This window comes from Paenibacillus sp. FSL R5-0407 (assembly GCF_038009185.1).
Classification (GTDB): domain Bacteria; phylum Bacillota; class Bacilli; order Paenibacillales; family Paenibacillaceae; genus Fontibacillus; species Fontibacillus vini.
Genome location: NZ_JBBPAX010000001.1, coordinates 4056950 through 4080319 on the forward strand (window position 1 = coordinate 4056950; position 23370 = coordinate 4080319).

The window sequence follows — 23370 nt, forward strand, 5'->3', positions numbered from 1 at the left end:
AGGGTTCTCCGGATTTCAAAATAGACAACAGCAAGTCACGCTGGCTACGCTAAAAGTAAGCATCGTCTGCCGAAGTGAAGCGGCGGAGAGATGTTGTGTAGAAGGAGCGTGGAGTAGATGGATACAGAAAAATCAGAAGCAGCTTCACAGCAATTAAAAATAATGACCTTCAATATTAGGAACCGGTCAGGAACGGGTGATATTGCCTGGGTGAACCGACGGTCCCTCGTGATTCGAGCCATTGAATCGTTCGGCCCCGATCTTCTGGGAATGCAGGAAGGGTACAGAGACCAGATTCAAGATATCCTGGAGGGGCTTCCAGTTCCATATGGATCGGTCGGTATCTCCCGCTATGGCAATACAGAAGATGAGTACAACAATATCCTGTATCGCTCAGATAAGTTACGGATAGTGGATTGGGGTCAATTCTGGCTTAGTGACGCCCCGGATTTGCCGGGCAGCCTCAGCAAGCACGAGACAAAATATCCAAGAATTTGTACTTGGGCGAAATTCCGAATGCTTAATGAAGGGGAGGCCGCATTCTATTATTTCAATACGCATTTGGGATTGACAGAGGAGGCCCGGTCTCAAGGCATTAATATCGTGTTGGATCGGATTCAAAGATATGTAGATGACCCAGAGATTCCTCTTTTTCTTGGAGGGGACTTCAATATGGAAGAGACCAGCAGCCTTTTTAAACGAATCGAGGAAGCGAACCTTCAAGATACTTGGGCAGCCTTGGGACACAGCTATATCCATGACGGCACTTATAACAATTTTGAAAGCACCCGGAATCTGGAACATATCGATTGGATCTTTCAGCGGAATTGTACGGCCTTGCAGGCGATTGAAATCAACGATTATCACGAGAACGGACGTTATCCCTCCGATCACTTCCCGGTCCAGTTAACCGTGGAAATCCCGGACTAAGCCGGTTATTGAAACCGGGATTGCAATTTTAAAAGCCCTTTAGCCGGATCGTAGAAGCCAAAACCGGTATTTAAAATAGGCATCGTTCAGGTAGTGGGATAGAGTTTAAATCAGGCGACGCCCAAGACAAGAAATGTTAAATGCATGGGAGGATAAGAAATTGGAAAAGAAACAGCGACGGGGATTCGGGGGGTTCTCCGATATTCGAAGAAACGGGACGTCTTATCTGCTGGTTCTGCCTGCGATGGTCTACACCTTTATCTTCGGGTATATGACGTATCCGTATATGATCATTGCTTTTCAACGGTTCAACTATACAAAAGGGATATTTCACAGCGAATGGGTGGGGTTGAAGAATTTCGAGTTTTTCTTTCGCTCGAATAAAGCCTTTACGATCACCTTCAATACGATATTCCTGAATTTGCTCTTTATTGCTTTCGGTACACTGATGGCGCTTGTCATTTCACTCGTGCTGAACGAGTTGCGCAAGAAGCTGTTCGTCAAGATCAGCCAATCGGTCATGTTGTTTCCGAACTTTATTTCCTGGATCGTCATCAGCTATGTGCTGTATGCCTTTTTCTCCATGGATATGGGGATCGTGAACAAAATATTAAATCAGTTCGGAATCTCCTCGATTAATTGGTATACCGAAGCGAAGGTATGGCCGGCTATTCTCACCATGATGCATGTATGGAAGGGAGCGGGGATGAGCGCCGTTATTTATCTGGCTACGATTACAGGGATCGACGAGACTTTGTATGAAGCGGCCGAGATTGACGGGGCAAACCGGTGGCAGATGTGCCTGCGCATCACGATTCCGCTGATGATGCCAACGGTGATCATCCTGACGCTGCTCTCCATCGGTAAGATCATGTATGGGGATTTCGGCATGATCTATGCCCTGATTGGCGACAACGGGACCCTGTATTCAACAACGGATATCATCGATACGTATGTATTCCGTTCCTTAAGGCAGATCGGCGACCCTTCCGAAGCGATGGCCGTCGGGATGTTCCAGTCCGTCGTCGGGTTCATTCTCGTCTTCGGAACAAATGCCATTACCCGCAAATATTTCAAGGACGGGGCTTTGTATTAGAATACGGTTCCGGCAACAGCCAGCCAAAGGAAGGTTTTAGGAGGAATAGAAATGAAGAGGTTTTCCCTTAGCAAGACGGTCATGTACACCCTGGTTACAATATATTCGGCACTTTGTCTGATTCCGATGCTACTGGTGCTGATGATCTCAATCACGGATGAGGATGCCATTTTAAAGAACGGATATAGTCTTTTCCCGGAGAAGTTTTCCCTGCATGCCTATAAGTTAATCTTCACAGGCGGCTCTCAGGTGATACAGAGTTATGGGATTTCGATCTTAGTCACGCTCGTCGGCACAATTCTGGCGATTCTGGTAACCTCGATGGCGGGTTATACGTTGGCGAATAAAAATGTGAAAAACCGTAATCTGCTGGCGCTCTATTTCTTCATTACCATGATTTTCACCGCTGGGGTTGTACCCTGGTATTTGATGAACCGGTCGCTCGGATTGACCAATAATATTCTCGCACTCATTATTCCATCATTACTGTTCAGTCCGTTCAACCTCTTTCTGGTGAGGAACTTCATGGAAGGGGTGCCCGACTCGCTGCGTGAATCGGCGACCATTGACGGGGCCAACGATATTACGATTGCCTTCCGTATCTATCTGCCGCTCTGCAAGCCCGTCCTGGCGACGATTGCGCTCTTCTACGGATTGGATTACTGGAATAACTGGTGGAATGCGATCATGCTGATTGATACCAAGGATTTATACCCGTTGCAATTTATGCTCCTGCAGTTGAAGTCGGAAATCAGCATGCTGAACGAGATGACGATGCTCGCCGGAGCCAGCGATATGACGCTGCCGACTGAATCCGTCAAGATGGCGACGGCAATCGTGACGATCGGGCCAATTATCTTCCTGTATCCCTACTTGCAGAAGTACTTTGTCAAAGGACTGGTTATCGGATCGGTTAAAGGTTGATATAATCCCTTCGGGGTTTATATAAATAAAGCTCTATATGAGGAGGTCGCTATTTTTTATGAAAAAGCATTATGCATTACTATTAGCTACGGTTCTCGTCCTTTCTACATTAATTGGATGTAGCGGTGGCAAGGAATCGGCCAAGGTCGGCAATAAAGGGGGCAACACGCCTGACGCAAAATCGGAGAATACCGATAAGCCTGTCGAAACGGTCAAAATCAAATACGTCGTTCCTGGTACCGAACAAAAAGACTACAAAGAAGTGTTCCAGAAAGTGAACGAGAAGCTGGCTGCAGACGGGGTGGGTGTTGAGGTAGAAAAAATCTTCATTCCGAGCGATGCGTGGGATCAGAAACTGAACCTGATGTTATCTACCGGTGAAGACTTCGACCTGTTCCACATCATGCAGGACCGCACGCCATTCTCCAGTTACTATAATCGCGGCGCATTGGCCGATATCACCGATGCGATTGACAAGTACGGAGCGAATTTGAAGAAGTACATTCCGGACGATATTTTCGACGGGGCCAAAATTGACGGCAAGTACTATGCGGTCCCATCTTACTGGGTAGAAATGGCGAGTGAAGGCGAGTTTAACATCCGCCGTGACGTACTCCGCCAGAATAATCTGGAGGAGCCGAAGACTCCAGCAGAGCTGATCAGCGCTTGGGAAGTCGTCATGAAGAACTGGAAGGGCAGCAACAAGCCGTATTATAGCACCCGTGCCGACTTCGATCCGGTTTCGCTGCATACTTCCATTCTGCACCGGACCTATGACACGTTCCCGTTCACAGTGAAGGATAAGTTCTTCTACGTGAATCAGAATGGTGAAGTCAAGTCCTGGATCGAGACCGAAGAGTTCAAGAAAGATGCGGCTTTCATGCGCGAAATGTATACCAAAGGTATTACTAACCCGGATATCCTGGTCATGAAGCAGGAGCAGGTGAAAGCACAGTTAGATAGCGGTGAATGGTTCGTAAACTTTGGAACCGGCGGCAATCTGGGCTCACTGCAGAAGAACAATCCGGAAGCTAAAGTCGATGATATCGGTGTCGTATGGTTCAATCCCGAGAAGGAATACTTGCGTCCCCTTACCTTTAAGAACGGCAATGCGGTTCCGGTTAACAGCAAGCACCCTGAGGCAGCTGTGAAATTCATGGACTGGATGCTGGCCAGCCAAGAGAACTATGACCTGGTTCAATACGGCATTGAGGGCAAGCATTATACCAAGGACGGGGACAAGGGCTTTAAAGCGATCAACGATCCGAATAACAATAACAAGCCGGGATATAAAGGCTCTGACTCGCAAAACGGTAATGTAAATCTCATGCGGTTTGACCTGGAGAACAGCATCCCGGATAACAACAAGGTTTTGTTCGAGCCTAACTTGAATGCGGTGAACAGTGTTGCGGCGAACTTTGTATTCGACCCTACCGATGTAAGAGCCGAATACACCAATATCATGTCGGAAGCAGCGGCAAGCATTACCCCGATCTACATGGGCGTTCAGGATTATGACAAGGTCTTCCCTACAGCGCTTGAAAAGATGAAGAAGGCGGGTCTGGATAAGGTCGTTACAGAATATCAACATCAGTTCCAGGAATATCAGGCTTCCCAGAAATAAAAGAGTTTAAAAAATGAATAGGAGTGGACGAATTGAACTTATTGCAGCAACGAATCGAATTTGAAGCGAAGAAGAAGATTTATGAGAGCGCAACTTTGAAATTTAATGGCGTAGACGGCTTCGATGTTTATAACATTTCAATCCCTTTTGAGCGGGACGGAAGGCGGTATCTGTTCGGACGGGTAGAACGCCGCGAAGAATGGGCACGCTCCTGGGTCCGCCTGTTCGAAGAGACGGGACAGGATGAGTGGACGCTGGTAGAGAACGGCATGATCTATACCCTGGAAGATCCGTATATCAGCGAGATCGGCGATGAGCTTGTGATGGGCGGTACGCATGTTCACTATCAAGGTGGAAGAGTGAGTACGTACTTTGGATATTTTTTCCGCGGAACCGATCTTCACAATCTGTACTACTTCACAAGCGGCCCCAACAAGATGAAGGATATCCGTCTCGTTCAGCTCGCGGACGGCAAGATTGGTGTTTTCTCGCGTCCTCGTGGGGCGGAGACGAGAGGTAAGTATGGCAGTGAATCGATGATCGGCTTCACAGTCATCAATCGTCTGGAGGAGCTGACTGCGGATGTTATTGAGAACGCTCCATACATCCACGGCATTTTTGGCGAAGGCGAATGGGGCGGCGTCAACCAGGCTTATCTGCTCGACAGCGGTAAAATCGGCGTCATCGGACATATCTGCTACCGGGATAAGGATGAGAACGGGGGCGAGGTGAAGGTATACCTGAACATGTCCTTCGTCTTTGATCCTGCGACGCGTGAGTCGACAGATCTTCATCTGATCGGCAGCCGGCCTTGTTACCCGGCTGGTCCTGCCAAGACGCCTCATTTGGTGGATTGCGCCTTTACTTCGGGCATCGTGATGCGTCCGGACGGTAAGGCCGATCTGTACAGCGGCATTGGCGATACCCAGGCAGGACGTATTGCAATCGACTATCCGTTTGAAGGACATGGACGTCTTGTCTAAAGGAGGAAGATGGAAATGACTGCGAATCCCGCAATATGGCACATTGACAACTTGGAGATTGCCATCCGAATCGGCATCTCTCTGTTCGTTGGCGGTGTAGTCGGTCTGGAGCGGGAGCGCGGTCAGCATCATGCGGGATTCCGCACGCACATTCTGGTCTGCCTCGGCTCGACCCTGATTACATTAATTTCGACATACGGTTTCGGTCAGTTCGCCAATGAACCGAATGTGCGTATGGACCCTGCGCGATTAACGGCTCAAATTATCAGCGGTATCGGATTCCTTGGGGCAGGTACGATTCTTCGAAATGGCAATAAAATATCAGGGCTTACGACGGCGGCTTCTTTATGGGTTGTCGCCGCCATGGGGATCAGTATCGGTGCCGGCTTTTATTTCGGAGCCATACTTACCTTTATATGTGTACTCATCAGCTTATTCGTATTGCAGCGGGTGGAGCAGTGGCTCCTCCCGTCAAGTAAAACGACATCCTACACCGTCACGGTTGACCGCGACGGTGATCCCGGGATGTTTCTGAACTATTTTCGGGATGAAGGAATACGGGTGAAGTCGTTCAAGATGGATATGCTTGATGAAGGCGCAGTGCGTATTCATTTCGTATTATCCAACAAGGCCCCTGATTTGAGGAAGCAATTGTCGGCGCTTGCCGCCAAGAGCGATTCTCAAATTACACATATGGAGATCAAAATGTAGGGAGCGAATGTAGTGTCAAAATACAAGCTGCTCGCGCTGGATATGGATGGAACGCTGCTTAACCGGGAGCTTGAAATATCCAAGAATACCTGCGAGTGGATACACCGGGCTATAGACAGCGGTATTGTTGTAATGTTCGCCACAGGTCGGGAAGTTCAAAGCATCGAGCGTTATGTGAAACAGCTCGGATTGGAGTCGCCGCTCGTCTCGGTAAACGGGAGTGAGGTCTGGACCTCTCCGGGTTCGCTGCTGGTGCGGCACATCCTGACCGATGAGTGGATGAAAGAACTGCATGCCATCGCCAAGGATCAAGGCTGCCGTTACTGGGCCTATACCGTGGATCATGTGTTCACCTCGGAGAATTGGCCAGATGAGCTGGAGCGTCCGAATAGCGATCCTTGGCTCAAATTCGGCATTCATTGCGATGAGCCGGTGCTGCTGCAAGCACTCCGCGCGCGCGTAGAGGAGTTGGGTCATTTTGAAGTTACCAATTCAAGCCCCCGCAATCTGGAGATTAATCCTCGTGGCATCAACAAGGCCAGCGGGCTCCGGGAGGTCTGCAGACTCCTGGATATCCGGATGGAGGAGGTCGCCGCTTGCGGAGACAGCTTGAATGATCTGGAGATGATTACTGCCGCAGGACTCGGAATCGCCATGGGCAATGCACAGGAAGCGGTAAAGCTGGCTGCGGACACCGTGACCGGGACGAACAATGAGGATGGAGTTGCTCAAGCGATCCGCATGATTTTAGGAGAGTAGCTTCCGACGGTTGGGCGGAGGAAGAGGTGTACAAACGTAAAATTTTTGGAACGGAAATTAGCGGCCGTTCCTTCGCAACGGCCCTCTCGTTGATTGAGCGTTTTCCCGAATATGTATTTTTTGCAGTCCCACCTTCAATTGTACGCATATTTAAAGGACGATTTCCGGGAACTTTATGGAACAATCAAAGATCGCGTCAAGTCTGGCAACTGGGAACCGACCGGTGCGATGTGGCTGGAAATTGAAATATCATTGGCACCCTATGAAATCAAAACTTTTCATAAGAGCTTATTTTAAATAGCAATCCCTTTTTTGTAATCACGATTACGAGGAGGAAGATGATGAAAAGAACGGTTTGGATGGTTATGCTTATTTTCGCTATTGGGATCGGAGGGCTTGGCGGATGGACGGATCAGGCCCCGAAGGTTGCGGCCGATGCAGAGACCGCAAGGCTGAAGTTGATGACGTTTAATGTACGGAACCTTAACGGAGACAACGGTACGATCAATTCCTGGGATAACCGGAAGGAACGGGCCGTCCGGGCCATCGATACGTTCAGCCCTGATATTATCGGTATGCAGGAAGCATACGCCGTCCAGATTGATTATTTTATCAGCCATTTGAACGGCACTTATGAGTCCGTGGGTACTTCGCGGCAAGGCAACAAGTCTGACGAATATTCTAATATCGTATACCGGACAGACAAATTCAATGTCATTGAAGCAGGGCAATTCTGGCTTAGCCAAACGCCGGAGGTCGAGGGAAGCCGATACTCCGAAGCTGATAAGTGGCCTCGGATCTGCACCTGGGCCAAATTCCAGGCCAAGGACAATTCCCGCACCGTGTTCTACTATTTCAACACTCACTATTCCTTGGATGCCGCCAGTCGGACGTTATCCTCCCAATTGATTCTGGACCGGGTAGCGGAGATCGTTCCTTCCGCAGATACGCCGGTCTTCATCGGAGGGGATTTCAATGCGCCGGAGACAGAGGCTGCCTTCACCACTTTGGAACAATCGGCTTTCAATGATATGTGGCTTCAAAAGGGACAGTCGCTGGTCAATGCATCGACGGTCAGCAATTATAACGGCAACATATCAGGGCACCATATCGATTGGATTTTCCATCGCGGAGCGTCGGCCATTCAATCGATTGAGATCAACCGCTACAATGAGAATGGCCTGTATCCGTCGGATCATTACCCTGTTCAAGCCGTGGTCGACATTCCTGTGACGGGCAAAGCCTTGGCAGGGGGATACGTGAACGTTGCGAGGCAAGGAACGGCAACGGCCGACGGGTATGTGCAGGCAGAGCCACCTGGCAAGGCGATTGACGGGACCGTTCTGAGTAACAGCAAGTGGTGCGCTACCGGCGCTGAACCGCACTGGCTACGGATTGATCTGGGCGAGCGCCATAACCTGTATCGGTTCGTCGTGAAGCATGCGGGTGCAGGAGGGGAGAACCGGAAGATCAATACGAGGAACTTTGTGATTCAGGTCAGCGACAACGGCACAAGCTGGACCGATGTTTCTGCCGTATCCGGGAACACCAAGGATATTACGCTCCATGAGGTCAATACCTTCGGGCGGTATATCAGGGTCTACATTACGGATGCGGGGAACCTTTCGACGGATACCGCTGCACGCATTTATGAGCTGGAGGCTTACGGCTTGAAGAAGGGAGCTGTCTTCTACAAGGACGGAAGCTATGGCGGGTATGCGGTCACGCTGGCTCCGGGCTCTTACACGCTGGACCAACTGCGCCAAGCGGGAATTCAGAACGACGATATCACTTCGCTTCGGGTATTTGGAGGAGCTACGGTAGAGCTCTATGAGCATGATCATTTCCTCGGGAACAAGCAGGTTCGCACGGTGGACGACTCGTCCCTGACGCCGGAAGGCTGGAGCGACATTACATCTTCCATCAAGATTTATTAAAAATGAAGGGGCGTCACCTGGTCATCATAGCTGACCAAGGGACGCCCCTATATTAATGAAGCTTAATTATCCGATCTCTACAGGGATCAGCTCGAACTTGTCGACGTCCGCCAAGCCGCGGTTGGTGATGCGCAGCTCGGGGATCACCGGCAGGGCGATCAGCGAGAACGTCATAAATGGCGCGTTCAGCTCGCAGCCCAGCGTCTTCCACGCTTGCTCCAGCGCCTGGACTTCCTTTACAACGATCTCCAGCGGCTGATCGGACATCAATCCGGCGATAACCATCGACACGGAGGCTAGGATCTGTCCGTCCAGAACGGCGATCATGCCGCCGCCGAGTTTAGCCAATTCATTGGCGGCGAAGGCCATATCCTCCGGATTGGTGCCCATGACCAGGAGGTTATGGCTGTCGTGCGCTACGGTCGATGCCACCGCGCCCCGCTCCAGTCCGAAGCCCTGCGCGAAGGCGAGCGAAATCTGCCCGGTACCGTGATGGCGGTCGATACAGGCCAGCGTAATGACGTCCTGCTCCAGGCTTGACTGAATAAAGCCGTCCTTCACGGGGAGGCGTGCAGTGCCGCGTGCGGTCCGTGCGCTGTTCTCGATCGCGCGGATGACGTTCACTTCCGTTTCGGCGGCCCCGTCCTTACGGCTGCTCGCCAGCGCGAAGTCGCGTGTCTCCAGCGGCCGTGCCAAATGCACCGACTGCCGTGCGGCTTCCGGATAAGCATAGGCCGGGAAGGCCATTTGCAGCGCGCCGCCGTCAAACACCACGTTGCCGTCCGTGATGACGGTGGACGGCTCCATGTCCTTCAGGCTGTCGATCAGCAGCAGATCGGCGCATTTGCCCGGCGCGATGCCGCCGACTTCACCGTCGACCCGGAAATAGCGGGCCGTGTTGATCGAGCCCATCTGGATGGCGGTGACCGGCTCGACGCCTTCCTCGATGGCCCGGCGGACGACGTGGTTCATATGACCCTTCTCGATCAGGGTCTGCGGGTAAACGTCGTCCGTAACCAGCATGATGTTGCCCGGATGCACGTGATCTTCCGTCACGACCTTGATCACTTCCTTCACATCATGCCAGGCGGAGCCCTCGCGGATCATGAGATGCATGCCTAGCTGAAGCTTCAGCAGTCCTTGCTCCCGTGTGACCGTCTCATGGCAGGACGTAACCCCTGAGGCGATGTACGCTTGCAGCATCGGCTCGTCCTCGCTCGGGAAATGCCCGGTGACCGCCTTGCCTGCCCGGCATGTCGCGGCGATCTCGCCGGTCATTTTGGGGTCGCCGTACACGACGCCCGGGAAGTTCATCACTTCGCCGAGACCCTCGACGCCTTCCCAGGTCATTCCGTCCTCGATATCGGCGACGTTCAGCTCGGCTCCGGCGTCCTCGAGATTGTCCGTGGCGGGCACGCACGAAGGGAAGGTTGTGTATACCTTCAGCGGCAAAGCACGCCCCTCTTCGTGCATCCAGCGTACGCCGTCGGCTCCAAACACATTGGCGATTTCATGAGGGTCCATGAAAATGCCGGTGGTGCCCTTCGCCAATGCGGCTTTGGCGAACTCGGTGACCGAGAGCATCGTGCTCTCGACATGCATATGCCCGTCCAGTAGACCCGGGGCGATAAACCGTCCCTTCGCGTCCAGTACGACCGTATCTTGGCCGATCGTATGGCTGGCATCGCCGACATAAGCGATCCGCCCTGCGGCGACAGCCACGTCGGTATGAGCCTGAAGCTGTCCGGTGTATACGTTGACGAGGGTACCGTTTTTAACGACCAGATCGGCCTTCTTTGTTCCGGTGGCCACTTGGGCAAGCGTCCGGCGAACCTCGGTCCATTGTTCATCGTGGGTATGGCTCATCTTGTTCACTCCTTAGTTGGTGGGTGGCTAACTTCTCTGCTCATATTTTTTCACCGAATCGGCGAAAATGCAAGGCAACCCGGCAAAGTGACGATGCGCATGAAAAGGGTAATCACGCCATAATATCGTTTACCGAAAATAAAAAGAAGCCCGGCACTGCCTGCCGGGTCCCTCAAGGAAAGTAGATTAACTGTAATTTCTCCAGCTAATTTGCCAGTCTGCCCCCGATTTTCGAAAATATCTGGAAAACCTCCAGCTATTTTCACTATCTAACCACTTTGGAAGTCCGTAAAGAAGGATTAACTACAGGTTTTACATTTAATATCCAAAAAAGCTTGAACTGATGGGAATTAACTGTAGGTTTTCCAGTTATCGTGCCGAGCCATTGAAATTATACAAAGGACCGCCCCGCGAGCGTGATATACACTTCTGGGACGGTCCTTGGCTTTATTAACGTATGAAGTTAAATACAGTTATACGCCTTGTGGCGTAACTTTTTCGATGACGCGATCGATCAGGCCGTATTCTTTAGCTTCGGCCGCGCTCATGAAGTAGTCACGGTCCGTATCCTTCTCGATCCGGTCCAGCGGCTGGCCAGTGCGTTCGGCCAAGATCTTGTTCAGCTTGTCGCGCATCTTCAGAATGCGGCGTGCCCGGATTTCGATATCGGTAGCCTGGCCTTCGGCTCCACCGAGCGGCTGGTGAATCATGATCTCGCTGTTCGGCAGCGCGTAGCGTTTGCCTTCGGCGCCGGCATTCAGCAGGAAAGCGCCCATGGAAGCCGCGAGACCCACGCAAATGGTGGAGACGTCGGACTTAATGAACTGCATCGTATCGAAAATGGCCATCCCGGCTGTAATGGAACCGCCAGGGCTGTTAATGTAGAGATGGATGTCTTTGCCCGGTTCTTCCGCGTCCAGAAACAGCATTTGCGCAATAATCGCATTTGCGACGACGTCATTCACCTGAGAACCCAGGAAAATGATGCGGTCCTTCAGCAGTCTGGAGTAAATGTCATAAGCGCGCTCACCGCGGTTACTTTGTTCAACGACCATAGGAATATAACTCACCGATAAAACCTCCTTATTAGTTGGATCAACCATGTGAACGAAATCGGTTCAATCAATTTCAGAATTGACGGAATCGATGAATATTAACCTCATAATAAACAATTTAAAACAGAAAGTCAAAGAAAGTCAAACTCTGTGTAATAAAAAAACCCGTGCATAAGGGTTAGTGGGTAAAACATATGATATCCAGCAATCTGCTGATAAGTATAATGGCGCGCCCGCGAGGAATCGAACCTCGATCTCAGGCTCCGGAGGCCTACGTCATATCCATTGGACCACGGGCGCAAGTTGTATGAATTAGTTACATCCATTTAGCGTAGCAAAAATGATTATATGACATACGAGTTTAAAAAGCAAGCAAGTTCTCTAAAATAGTTTCAAGGGAACATATGGAGAACGGGCGAGAGTGGTAGACGAGAACTATTTTTGTAAAATAGGCATTGTCATGAAAGCGCTTCTATGCTAATTTAGAATTATAAAAACGTTTTTATAAAAAGGAAGATTGGATATGGGTAAGGTTACCATCAAGGATGTGGCTCGAGAGGCGGGTGTATCGATCTCGACAGTTTCCAATGCGTTAAACAATGTCGATGTTTTGAACCCCGAGACCAAATCGCATGTGCTAAACGTGGCGAAACGAATGAATTATGTTCCGAATTTGAACGGCAAGCAGCTTAAAACAGGCAAAACGAAAATGCTGGGCTTCTTTACAACCAGCGTATCGGGTCCCTACTTCTATACGCTGGTTGAATCGATGGCCCGCGAATGCGACCGGCTCGGCTATGGGCTGAACGTATTTGTAACCCGCGACAAACAGGTCATAATGAGCAATATTTTGGGCCGGCGGGTCGACGGCGTCATTATTTATGAGGAATTGCGTATCGATGATGAAGACGTCAGCATGATGATGAAGGAAAAGATCAAGGCCGTGTTTCTGGATCGGTTTCTGGAGAATGAAACGATGGGCAGCGTGATTTTCGATTCCTTCGTGGCCGGTTACGAAGCAACCAAATACTTGATCAGTCTCGGACACAAGAAAATCGCTTATATCTCCGGCGTGGACACGATGTTCGACAGCGTGCAGCGGAGGGACGGTTACTTGGAGGCCTTGCGGGAGCATCAGTTACTCGTGGATGAAGATTATGTGCTCCAAGGTTATTTTGAGGAAGAAGGCACCTACAACGCGGTAAAATCATTTCTTCATATGCACCCGGACAAATTGCCGGATGCGTTCCTGGCGGGGAACGACTTGAGTGCGATCGGTTGTATTCGCGCGCTGAAATCCCATGGATTCGACGTTCCTGCAGACATCAGCGTGGTCGGGTTTGACGATATCGATATCGCCCAATACTTCACGCCTCCATTAACAACGGTAAGGAACCAGATCGCCAGGCAGGGCGTGCTCGCCATCGACCATTTGGTACGCATGATTCAGAAGAAGGAGCAGGGCAAGAAGCAGAAGTTGGCGGGAGAACTGGTTGTCAGAGGATCAAGCCAAGTGAAAATCCAAAGAAACGACCTTGGCCAAGAGTAAGAAGGCTGTATTCTGAAGAATCCGCGAAAATTTGGCGGGGCCAGGGATAGATTTTTATATGTGAAAATAAAAACGTTTTTATTGCATGGAAGCCAAAAGGGGGACCAAGGGATGGCCAAATCAGACGCGCATTTGGAGCAGAGAAAGCCCATGGGGCAAAGGATTAGAGACTTTATGGTCGACTACGGGAGACAATGGGAACTGCAGTCAATGATTTTGCCTGGCGTCATTTTTATGATTATTTTTTGTTACATTCCGATTTATGGACTGACGATCGCTTTTAAAAACTACACGGTCATCGATACGTTGGACACGGCCCCGTGGGTGGGACTGGAAAATTTCAAAATCATTCTGTCCGACAAATATTTCTGGGATTCGGTCGTCAATACACTGGGGATCAGCTTTCTGAAGCTGTTGATCGGTTTCGTCATTCCGATTGTGCTGGCGATCATGATCTTTGAAGTCGGTCATACCCGATTCAAAAAGATCGTTCAGACGGTTTCCTATCTGCCGCACTTTCTGTCTTGGATCGTGCTCGGCGGGATGCTGATTACCTGGTTCTCAACGACAGGGATGTTCAATCAGCTGCTCCTGGATCTCGGCGTGATCTCTCAACCTCACAATATTATGCTGGATGCCGGCAAGTACTGGTGGATCGCCACGTTGTCCGACATCTGGAAGGAAGCGGGCTGGGGAACCATTCTGTATCTGGCGATTATGTCGAAGATCGACCCGACCTACTACGAGGCGGCCAAGATTGACGGAGCCAGCCGGCTGCGGCAAATCTGGAACATCACCATTCCGAACATGAAAATGATCATCAGCTTGAACCTGATTCTGACGATCAGCGGCTTGCTCGGCTCCAACCTGGATCAAACGCTGGTGCTGATGAACTCGCAGAACCGGGCCCGAGCGGAAGTCATTAACTCCTACGTCTACCGCATGGGGATGACGCAAGGCGACTTTTCCTACGCTACGGCGGTCGGCCTGGGTGTCTCGATTGTGTCCGTCATTCTGTTAGTCACGGCAAACAAGGTCACCAGCAAATTGAACGATAATCAATCCGTGCTTTAGTAAGGGGGCATCCGAGTGAGCAGAACGGTGGCTAAACAAGATCTCGATAGCCGGGTCTTTGATGCGATAAATCTGATTTTACTAAGTATTTTTACGATCATCATCGTGGTACCGCTTTGGAACGTCATCGTTTCATCCTTCAGTTCCGGCAAATCGCTGGCTGAGGGGGGCTTCGTCTTCTGGCCGAAGGAGTTTTCATTGGAGAACTACCAGGCTGTTTTTCGGGATACGAGCATCTGGCAATCCTTCTTTATTTCGATCTCAAAAACATTTCTCGGCGTCATTACGCACGTTTTCTTCTGCGCCATGATCGGTTACGGTCTGAGCAAAAAATATGTCCGCGGCCGCAAGCTCTATGTGGCGATGGGCGTGATCACCATGTTTTTCTCGGGCGGTATGATTCCGACCTACTTGCTGATTAAATCGCTGGGGCTGCTCAACAGCTTCTGGGTGTATATCATCCCTGCGCTGTTCAGTTACTACGATGTGGTCATCCTGATGAATTTCTTCCGAAATGTCCCGGATTCGCTGGAAGAGTCGGCCAAGATCGACGGGGCCGGAGACTGGCGCATTTTCCTGAAAATATTTATTCCGCTGTCGATGCCGGCCATGGCGACGATCGCCTTGTTTAACGGGGTCGGACAATGGAACGATTTCATGACGACCAAGCTGTACATTACCGATCAGGCCCTCTATCCGCTGCAGATGAAGCTGTATGAGATTATCGTTCAGTCCCAGACGCAGTCGATGCAGAATATCGGGGGATCGGTCGTCATCGAAACGACGACGAAAGGGGTTCAACTAGCAACGATCGTCATTACAACCTTGCCGATTGTTGTGATGTATCCAATTTTGCAAAGGTACTTTATCTCGGGCATGATGCTGGGGGCGGTGAAGGAGTAGAGATAAGGTATATGTTGTGAAACCGGGGAAAACGACCGATACGGGGTAGGCTCCGGGCGGATTAGAAAGCGCTTTAACACAAAAGAGGAGGGGTTTGGATGTTGAAGATGAACAAGGCTTTTGGCAAAACAGGGCTTAAGGTGGGCACGGCACTTTTGGCAGCTGCGCTGGTCGTAACGGGCTGCGGCGGGGGATCCGGCGGCGGCTCGAAAAGCTCCGGCAAAGAGGTTTCCCTAGAAGGACGATATACGCCGGATCCGGAGAAGCCGGCCTGGCAGCTGGATACGAAAGAAGAGACTACGGACTTGACCTGGTATGTGAATGCCGACTGGTGGAACACCGACTTTGGCAATGATGTGGTCACCAAAAAGATTAAGGAAGATTTGAATATCAACATCAAATTCATCAAAGGCGACGACACGAAGCTGAACACCTTCTTCGCGGGCGGCGACATGCCGGACATCCTCACGACGTTCGACAACAATTCACCGGCCGCACAGAAGGCGGCAACCTGGGCGCTTCCATTGACGGAGCTGGCCGAGAAATACGATCCTTACTTCAATAAAGTAGCGGCTCAAGACACGCTGAACTGGTTCCAGCTTAAAGACGGCAAAACTTACGGCTATCCGAACTACTCCAATACGCAAGAGGATTATGACAGCGGTAACATTCCGGCGAAGACAGCGTTCGTGATTCGGAAGGATGTTTATGAAGCTTTGGGCCAGCCGAGCTTTGCTACGCCGGACGACTTCAAAAATTCGATGCAGCAAATCAAGGCGAAATTCCCTGAACTGTTCCCATTCGGCTTTAACTCGATCGGCACCGGCACCGGTTCTTTGGGCGATGTGTTGCAGGACTTCATCGGAGTGCCCCTGGAAGACGCGAACGGCGGGTTCTACGACCGTAACCTGGACGAAGACTATCTGACCTGGCTGAAAACGCTGAATCAGTCGTACCGCGACGGCGCGATCAGCGACGACAGCTTTGCCGATGACGGCCCGGCCTTTGAAGAGAAAGTGAAGTCCGGCAAATACGCTACGATGCTGCTTGACGGCACGCCGCAGCAAGGCGGCAATCTGCAAATTTTCTTGAGCGCGAATCCGGGCAAAGAATACATCGCGATCGACGGTCCACAAAGCACTGTCGGCAATCAGCCGACCTTGAACCAGTCCGGCATTTCCGGTTGGATGGTCAGCTTCATCACGAAGAAGTGTAAAGACCCTGCTAAAGCGATCCAGGTGTTCACGTACCTGCTGAGCGAAGAAGGCCAAATGCTGATGAACTACGGTATCGAAGGCGAAACATACACGAAAGCCGCCGACGGAAGCGTGCAATTCACGCCGGAAGTGAAAGACCTTCAATTGAACAATGCCGATAAATTCAAAAAGGATTACCGGATGGGCGAATTCATGTTCTTCGGACATGACCGTCATAAAGCGCTGAGCGCCGACGCTTTCCCTGAGGCGATCAAGCAAATGCAGGAGTGGGGCAAAGGCAAAATGAAGCCGCATTTCATCCTGGAAAATACAAATCCGGATCAAGGAACGCAGGAAGCGCGCGCCCTGACCGCTATCAACACCCAGTGGAGCACGTCGCTCGTCAGCATGATCCGCTCCAAGAGCGACGATGAATTCAACAACAATTTGTCGATCTACAAAAAGTTCCTGGAAGACAACAACTGGAGTAAGATCGTTGAAATTCGCAGCGAGAAGATGAAGCAAAACAAAGAAAAACTGGGCATGAAGTAAAAACGGATTAACCCATTAAACGGAGGGACACAGCATGCAGGAGCTTACGATATATGAATCTTTGGGAGAACGCGAGCTGTTCATCAAGAAATCCCCTCAGGAATTGACGCCGGCTGACATCGGTGTGGAAGCCGTCCGGGTGGTTTTGGATGAAACCCGGACTTTTCAAGAAATGGACGGCTTTGGAGCCTCTTTTACCGATTCAGCCGCCTTTTTGATGAACCAGATTTTGAATGAGGAGCAGCAAGCGGAAGTGATGCAGAGACTGTTTGATCCAAATGAGGGGATCGGGCTTTCGGTGGTTCGTAATCCCATGGGAGCTTCGGACTATGCTAGGGAAATGTACAGCTACGATGATCTTCCCCAGGGAGAAACGGATCCGGCGTTAAACCGGTTTTCGATCGCCCATGACGAGCAGGACATCATTCCATTACTGCGGCAGGCGGTAAAGTGGAATCCGGAACTCAAGCTCATGGCTTCGCCATGGAGTGCGCCGGGCTGGATGAAGACAAGCGGCTCCATGATCGGCGGGGAGCTGAAGAGAGAATATTATGAAGCGTATGCGGAGTATTTTGTACGGTATATTCAGGCCTACGCAGAGAACGGGCTTCAGATCTATGCCGTAACTCCGCAGAATGAACCGTTATTTGTTCCGGGACATTACCCCGGCATGCTGATGCTGCCTGAAGTACAGAGTGAGTTCATCAAAGATTTTCTAAAGCCTGCCTTCCGGCGGAATGGAATTTCCACCAAGATTCTCTGCTATGATCACAACTGGGATAAACCGGAGTACCCGCTGACGGTGCTGAACCAAGCGGAGGAAGAGGTGGACGGCGTGGCCTGGCACTGGTACGGAGGTCAGGCGTCGGCACAGAGCGAGGTCAGCCGGGCTTTTCCGGCCAAGGAAGTTCATTTCACTGAAGGATCGGGCGGAGAATGGATTCCTGCCTTCGAGCCGGCCTTCTCCAATGTGTTCCGGACGGGGATCGAGATCCTACGGAATCATAGCAAATCGTTCGTGTTATGGAACATGGCCCTCGATGAAAACAACGGCCCGGTGGTGCCGGGATTCGGGCGCAGTACTTGCCGCGGCATCGTGACGGTCAATCAACAAACCCGCGAGCTGACCTATACGCTGGATTATTACGCGCTGGCGCATTTCAGTAAGATCATCCGCCCCAAAGCGGTGCGAATACACTCCGACAGCTCCGGAGACCACATTCGCTCCGTCGCCTTCAAAAATACGGATGATTCAATTGCCGTCGTTTTGTTTAATGATGGGGAGGGTGTAGAGAATGTATCACTCCGGCTGCGAGGAGAAGCGGAACTCTCCTTCTCGATGGCCCCTAAAAGCGCGATATCAATTAAAGCGGCCTTTTAAAGCTTACGGATATATGTAGTTTAAGAGCAACGCTCCTTATGGTCGGATAGATGGTAAGACGTCTATTACAACACTAAGGAGCCTTTTTATTGTCTGGGCCCCTCCCCAAAGGTTCGAAATCAGGCCATGCATAGGCTTTGGCGAGAATGTAAATTATACGGACGTCAGGCTTGCATCAGAGCAAAAAATTGGTTAGAATATCAGTGGGACTTAAAAAGTTTACCCGGGACATTTTAGGACCAAGGAGAAGGAGAGAGAAGACGAAGCTTGCAGGAGTGGAAAGCATGCGAACTATTTTGGAAATGCAAAAGCAGCTTCTTCCTGATCTCATGGAAATTCTCAAGAAAAGGTATACCATTCTTCACCAGATCTTGTTGTCGGACGTGATTGGCCGCAGAACGCTTGCGGTATCGCTGAACATGACAGAACGAGTGTTGCGGGCCGAGACGGATCTCCTGAAGGCTCAGGGCCTGATTGAAATCGAGAATATAGGCATGAGAATCAGTGATTCGGGCAGGAAACTGCTGGAGGCTTTGGAGCCGATCGTTAAGGAAATCTTCGGATTATCCAATCTGGAAGAAAGAATTCAGAAGGCTTTCGGACTTCGTAAGGTTGTGATCGTTCCCGGCGACAGCGAGGCTTCCCCGCTGACGAAGAAGGAACTGGGCCGGGCAGGAGCCAAAGCTCTGCTTGGTGCCATGAGCAGCCAGGACGTAGTTGCGGTTACCGGCGGTTCTACTATTGCCGAGGTAGCGGAGCAACTTAGCCCGCCGGCAAATCTTTCGCTGAAGCAATGTTGGTTTGTGCCGGCGAGAGGCGGATTGGGTGAAAGTCTGGAGATACAGGCCAACACGATTGCCTCTGGGATGGCAAAACGGCTTGGAGCGGGCTATCGTCTGCTGCATGTGCCTGATTTGCTCGGAAAAGAAGCGTACGAGTCACTCGTAGGCGATCCTAACATCCACGATATCGTAGAGATGATCCGCGAGGCGCGGATTATCATTCATGGAATCGGTGATGCTATGGAGATGGCGCGCCGCCGCAAATTGGAATCTTCCGTGGTCCAAGAGCTGCAGAAGGAAGGCGCGTTAGCGGAATCATTCGGATACTATTTTGATGAAAATGGCGTTGTCGTTCACAAAATGCTGACTCTGGGTCTTCGGCTGGAAGACATCAAGAGTACCGAAACCGTCATTGGCATCGCGGGCGGTAAGAGCAAGGCGAAGGCTATTCTTGCCGTGCTGAAATTCGGACACGAAGATATTCTTGTGATCGATGAAGCCGCGGCGGAACAAATCGTGGAAGAGATCGAGCGAAGCGAGAGCCGCAAAGCGGAATAACTCTTTTCCGCACTCAAAACAAGAAAGTTTATTAAATGGTTTACTCATGGCGGGTTATTCAGCCTGTCTTGAATAATAAAAAAAACACTGGGAGGATCTATTCATGAGTGTAAAAGTTGGTATTAACGGGTTTGGACGTATCGGACGCCTGGCTTTCCGCCGTATTCAAAATGTGGAAGGCATCGAAGTAGTAGCAATCAATGACCTGACAGACGCAAAAATGTTGGCTCATTTGTTGAAATATGATACGACGCAAGGCAAGTTCGACGGCGAAGTTGAAGTACATGACGGCTTCTTCAAAGTAAACGGCAAAGAAGTTAAAGTTCTTGCTAACCGCAACCCTGAAGAATTGCCTTGGGGCGAGCTTGGCGTAGACATCGTGCTTGAGTGCACAGGCTTCTTCACTACTAAAGAAAAAGCTGAGCTTCACCTGAAAGGCGGAGCTAAGAAAGTCGTTATCTCCGCACCTGCTACAGGCGATATGAAAACTGTCGTTTACAACGTAAACCATGAAATCCTTGACGGTTCGGAAACCGTTATTTCCGGTGCATCTTGCACAACGAACTGCTTGGCTCCTATGGCTAAGACGCTTCAAGACAAATTCGGTATCGTTGAAGGCTTGATGACTACGATCCACGCTTACACTGGCGACCAAAACACTTTGGATGCTCCGCATGCGAAAGGCGACTTCCGTCGTGCTCGTGCTGCTGCTGAGAACATCATCCCTAACACAACTGGCGCCGCAAAAGCTATCGGCCTGGTTATCCCTGAACTGCAAGGCAAATTGGATGGCGCGGCTCAACGCGTTCCAGTTGCAACTGGTTCCCTGACTGAGCTCGTTACTGTTCTTGAGAAGAAAGTAACTGCAGCTGAAATCAACGAAGCTATGAAAGCTGCTTCCGACCCAGAAACTTATGGCTACACAGAAGACGAAATCGTATCTTCGGACATCAAAGGTATGACTTTCGGTTCCCTGTTCGACGCTACACAAACTAAAGTATTGACTGTTGGCGACAAACAACTGGTTAAAACGGTTGCTTGGTATGACAACGAAATGTCCTACACTGCTCAATTGGTTCGTACTTTGGAATACTTCGCAAAAAAAGTTAAGTAATATCGTTTTTCCTTGATAACATTACCGAAGAGGAGCAACCTTTATGGAGGACTCCTCTTTGGTTCATGGTTTTATATGTAATCCGACATTCACACACACACCGTTTTTTTATATAAAAAGAGAAGTAGTACCGCTTAGGAGAGAAATCAAGAGTCGAAGTCGCAACGGAAATGCGCAGCCTGTCTGTGCTCAAGCCCTGGTGGGCGCCGCGCATACCTATAGGAGGAACGTGGAGATGAATAAGAAAAGTGTACGTGATGTGGAAGTAACCGGCAAACGCGTGTTTGTCCGCGTAGATTTCAATGTACCTATGCAAGATGGCAAAATTACGGATGATACCCGGATTCGCGAGACGCTGCCGACGATTAAGTATTTGATCGAAAATGGCGCGAAAGTGATCCTGGCTAGCCACTTGGGACGTCCAAAAGGCCAAGTGAACGAAGATATGCGTTTGACGCTGCCTGCTAAACGCCTTGGCGAATTGCTCGGGAAAGAAGTAGCCAAAGCTGACGAAGCAATCGGCGAAGCGGTAAAAGCGAAAGTTGACGCTATGAACAACGGCGACGTGCTCGTGCTTGAAAACGTCCGTTTCTATCCGGGCGAAGAAAAGAACGATCCGGAGCTTGCAAAACAATTTGCCGAGCTGGCTGATCTGTTCGTGAACGACGCGTTCGGCGCCGCTCACCGTGCGCATGCATCGACAGAAGGCATCGCTCACCAAATTCCGGCTGTATCCGGCTTGTTGATGGAAAAAGAATTGTCCGTTCTCGGCAAAGCGTTGTCGAATCCGGATCGTCCTTTCACAGCGATCATCGGCGGTTCCAAAGTTAAGGACAAAATCGATGTTATCGACAACCTGCTTAACATTGCGGATAACGTGCTGATCGGCGGCGGTCTTACTTATACCTTCTTTAAAGCTCAAGGTTACGAGATCGGTCAATCGTTGCTGGATGACAGCAAGCTTGACGTAGCGCTCGGCTTTATCGAGAAGGCCAAGAAACTCGGCAAGAACTTCATGCTGCCGGTTGACGTTGTCATTGCTGATGACTTCAGCGCCGATGCTAACCACAGAGAAGTGGACATCGACAGCATTCCTGCAGATTGGGAAGGCGTGGACATCGGACCGAAAACTCGCGCTCTTTACGCTGATGTCATCAAGAACTCCAAATTGGTCGTTTGGAACGGACCGATGGGCGTATTCGAAATCGATATTTTCGCAAACGGTACAAAAGAAGTGGCTGAAGCTTGCGCAACAACTGAAGGCTATACGATTATCGGCGGCGGCGATTCCGCGGCAGCTGCAGAGAAATTCAAATTGGCCGACAAGATGGACCACATCTCCACAGGCGGCGGCGCTTCCCTGGAGTTCATGGAAGGCAAGGCGCTTCCGGGCGTTGTGGCTCTGAACGATAAGTAAGATTCCTGAAGCTCAAAAAGTCAGGTTTTCAGCACCGACAAGGTTGGATGAAGGCGGGAGTGAGGAGCGGAGCGTAGGCAAAACCTACGTGAGCACCGGAAGGACCGACTGAATTCAAGATTGGAAGTCGAATAGACAACATGAATCAACCTCGTGATCAAAAGATGACTATTTGAGTTACCTATAAGTTTGAAGGAGTGTGCTCAATGAGAACACCTATTATCGCCGGGAACTGGAAGATGTTCAAAACCGTTTCCGAAGCAAAAGCTTTCTTCGAAGACATTAAAGGGAAAGCGGAAGTAGAAGGCGTAGAGAGCGTGATTTGCGCTCCGTTCACCAATCTTCCGGCTTTGGTGGAAGCGGCCAAAGGAACGTCGATCAAAATCGGCGCTCAAAACCTGCATTTCGAAGACGAAGGTGCATTCACCGGTGAAATTAGCGGCGGAATGCTGAAAGAGTTGGGCGTAGACTATGTCATTATCGGACACTCCGAGCGCCGCGCTTATTTTGCAGAAACCGACGAGATCGTGAATAAAAAGGTTCATGCCGCATTCAAGCATGGATTGACTCCGATTCCTTGCGTCGGCGAGAAGCTGGAAGAACGCGAAGCAGGCCAAACGAAGGATGTCGTGAAGGTTCAAACCGAAGCGGCTCTGAAAGGACTGTCCGCGGAGCAAGCCGAACAAGTCGTTATCGCCTACGAACCAATTTGGGCGATCGGCACCGGCAAATCCTCCACTTCTCAGGATGCCAACGAAGTAATCGCTTATATCCGCAGTCTGGTGAAAGATCTGTACAGCTCTGAAGTGGCCGATAAGATCCGTATCCAATACGGCGGCAGCGTAAAACCTGAAAACGTGAAGGAATATATGGGCCAAAGCGACATCGACGGCGCTCTCGTGGGCGGCGCAAGTCTGCAACCGGCATCCTATATCCAATTGGTCGAGGGGGCAAAGTAA

21 protein-coding genes and 1 tRNA gene are annotated in these 23370 nt (G+C 50.5%); 18 read left to right on the forward strand and 4 right to left on the reverse strand.

The window, feature by feature from the left end; translation table 11 throughout:
- The first annotated feature begins 117 nt into the window (after positions 1-117).
- The 9 genes from NYE70_RS19215 (at position 118) to NYE70_RS19250 (ending at position 8964) form a co-directional block, all read left to right on the forward strand.
- On the forward strand, positions 118-930 hold the full coding sequence (locus NYE70_RS19215; RefSeq protein WP_290407867.1) for an endonuclease/exonuclease/phosphatase family protein: 813 nt from the start codon (positions 118-120) through the stop codon (positions 928-930).
- Positions 931-1090: 160 nt separating this feature from the next.
- Positions 1091-2026: an ABC transporter permease gene (locus tag NYE70_RS19220; protein ID WP_341047438.1), complete on the forward strand. Its 936-nt coding sequence runs from the start codon at positions 1091-1093 to the stop codon at positions 2024-2026.
- A 51-nt stretch (positions 2027-2077) separates the two neighbouring features.
- Positions 2078-2950: a carbohydrate ABC transporter permease gene (locus NYE70_RS19225; RefSeq protein ID WP_290407869.1), complete on the forward strand. Its 873-nt coding sequence runs from the start codon at positions 2078-2080 to the stop codon at positions 2948-2950.
- Between the two features lie 58 nt (positions 2951-3008).
- Positions 3009-4574 carry an extracellular solute-binding protein gene (locus NYE70_RS19230; RefSeq protein ID WP_341047439.1) on the forward strand — a complete coding sequence of 522 codons (1566 nt, stop codon included), beginning with the start codon at positions 3009-3011 and terminating at the stop codon, positions 4572-4574.
- 23 nt (positions 4575-4597) lie between these two features.
- Positions 4598-5557 carry an MTP-1 family protein gene (locus NYE70_RS19235; RefSeq protein ID WP_341047440.1) on the forward strand — a complete coding sequence of 320 codons (960 nt, stop codon included), beginning with the start codon at positions 4598-4600 and terminating at the stop codon, positions 5555-5557.
- A gap of 15 nt (positions 5558-5572) precedes the next feature.
- On the forward strand, positions 5573-6268 hold the full coding sequence (locus NYE70_RS19240) for an MgtC/SapB family protein (RefSeq protein WP_341047441.1): 696 nt from the start codon (positions 5573-5575) through the stop codon (positions 6266-6268).
- Positions 6269-6280: 12 nt separating this feature from the next.
- Complete coding sequence (locus NYE70_RS19245) at positions 6281-7027, forward strand: Cof-type HAD-IIB family hydrolase (protein ID WP_341047442.1); 747 nt, start codon at positions 6281-6283, stop codon at positions 7025-7027.
- Positions 7028-7138: 111 nt separating this feature from the next.
- Positions 7139-7324: a glycoside hydrolase family 38 N-terminal domain-containing protein gene (locus NYE70_RS26035; protein ID WP_354006024.1), complete on the forward strand. Its 186-nt coding sequence runs from the start codon at positions 7139-7141 to the stop codon at positions 7322-7324.
- A gap of 44 nt (positions 7325-7368) precedes the next feature.
- Positions 7369-8964, forward strand: coding sequence for a discoidin domain-containing protein (locus tag NYE70_RS19250; RefSeq protein WP_341047444.1), 1596 nt, complete (start codon positions 7369-7371; stop codon positions 8962-8964).
- A gap of 66 nt (positions 8965-9030) precedes the next feature.
- Here the strand turns inward: NYE70_RS19250 and ade are convergent, their stop codons facing one another.
- The 4 genes from ade to NYE70_RS19270 form a co-directional block, all read right to left on the reverse strand.
- Positions 9031-10830 carry an adenine deaminase gene (gene ade / locus NYE70_RS19255; protein ID WP_341047446.1) on the reverse strand — a complete coding sequence of 600 codons (1800 nt, stop codon included), beginning with the start codon at positions 10828-10830 and terminating at the stop codon, positions 9031-9033.
- A 50-nt stretch (positions 10831-10880) separates the two neighbouring features.
- Positions 10881-11096, reverse strand: coding sequence for a hypothetical protein (locus tag NYE70_RS19260; protein WP_290407873.1), 216 nt, complete (start codon positions 11094-11096; stop codon positions 10881-10883).
- A gap of 207 nt (positions 11097-11303) precedes the next feature.
- Complete coding sequence (gene clpP, locus NYE70_RS19265) at positions 11304-11900, reverse strand: ATP-dependent Clp endopeptidase proteolytic subunit ClpP (RefSeq protein WP_280520401.1); 597 nt, start codon at positions 11898-11900, stop codon at positions 11304-11306.
- Between the two features lie 210 nt (positions 11901-12110).
- A tRNA-Arg gene (locus tag NYE70_RS19270) sits at positions 12111-12185 on the reverse strand.
- Positions 12186-12408: 223 nt separating this feature from the next.
- Here NYE70_RS19270 and NYE70_RS19275 point away from each other — a divergent pair.
- The 9 genes from NYE70_RS19275 (at position 12409) to tpiA (ending at position 23370) form a co-directional block, all read left to right on the forward strand.
- A complete protein-coding gene (locus NYE70_RS19275) occupies positions 12409-13434 on the forward strand; it encodes a LacI family DNA-binding transcriptional regulator (RefSeq protein WP_211025158.1) in 1026 nt (341 codons plus the stop codon).
- A 111-nt stretch (positions 13435-13545) separates the two neighbouring features.
- Positions 13546-14508, forward strand: coding sequence for an ABC transporter permease (locus NYE70_RS19280; RefSeq protein ID WP_211025160.1), 963 nt, complete (start codon positions 13546-13548; stop codon positions 14506-14508).
- Positions 14509-14523: 15 nt separating this feature from the next.
- Positions 14524-15411, forward strand: a complete 888-nt coding sequence (locus tag NYE70_RS19285; RefSeq protein ID WP_211025162.1) for a carbohydrate ABC transporter permease — start codon at positions 14524-14526, stop codon at positions 15409-15411.
- 98 nt (positions 15412-15509) lie between these two features.
- Positions 15510-17159, forward strand: a complete 1650-nt coding sequence (locus tag NYE70_RS19290) for a sugar ABC transporter substrate-binding protein (protein ID WP_341047448.1) — start codon at positions 15510-15512, stop codon at positions 17157-17159.
- A gap of 34 nt (positions 17160-17193) precedes the next feature.
- Entirely contained in the window at positions 17194-18540 is a 1347-nt protein-coding gene (locus tag NYE70_RS19295) for a glycoside hydrolase family 30 protein (protein ID WP_290407878.1), read from the forward strand.
- 284 nt (positions 18541-18824) lie between these two features.
- Entirely contained in the window at positions 18825-19880 is a 1056-nt protein-coding gene (locus NYE70_RS19300) for a sugar-binding transcriptional regulator (RefSeq protein WP_213656433.1), read from the forward strand.
- Positions 19881-19983: 103 nt separating this feature from the next.
- Positions 19984-20994, forward strand: coding sequence for a type I glyceraldehyde-3-phosphate dehydrogenase (gap, locus tag NYE70_RS19305; protein ID WP_211025171.1), 1011 nt, complete (start codon positions 19984-19986; stop codon positions 20992-20994).
- A 235-nt stretch (positions 20995-21229) separates the two neighbouring features.
- Positions 21230-22411 carry a phosphoglycerate kinase gene (locus NYE70_RS19310; protein WP_211025173.1) on the forward strand — a complete coding sequence of 394 codons (1182 nt, stop codon included), beginning with the start codon at positions 21230-21232 and terminating at the stop codon, positions 22409-22411.
- 206 nt (positions 22412-22617) lie between these two features.
- Entirely contained in the window at positions 22618-23370 is a 753-nt protein-coding gene (gene tpiA / locus NYE70_RS19315) for a triose-phosphate isomerase (protein ID WP_211025175.1), read from the forward strand.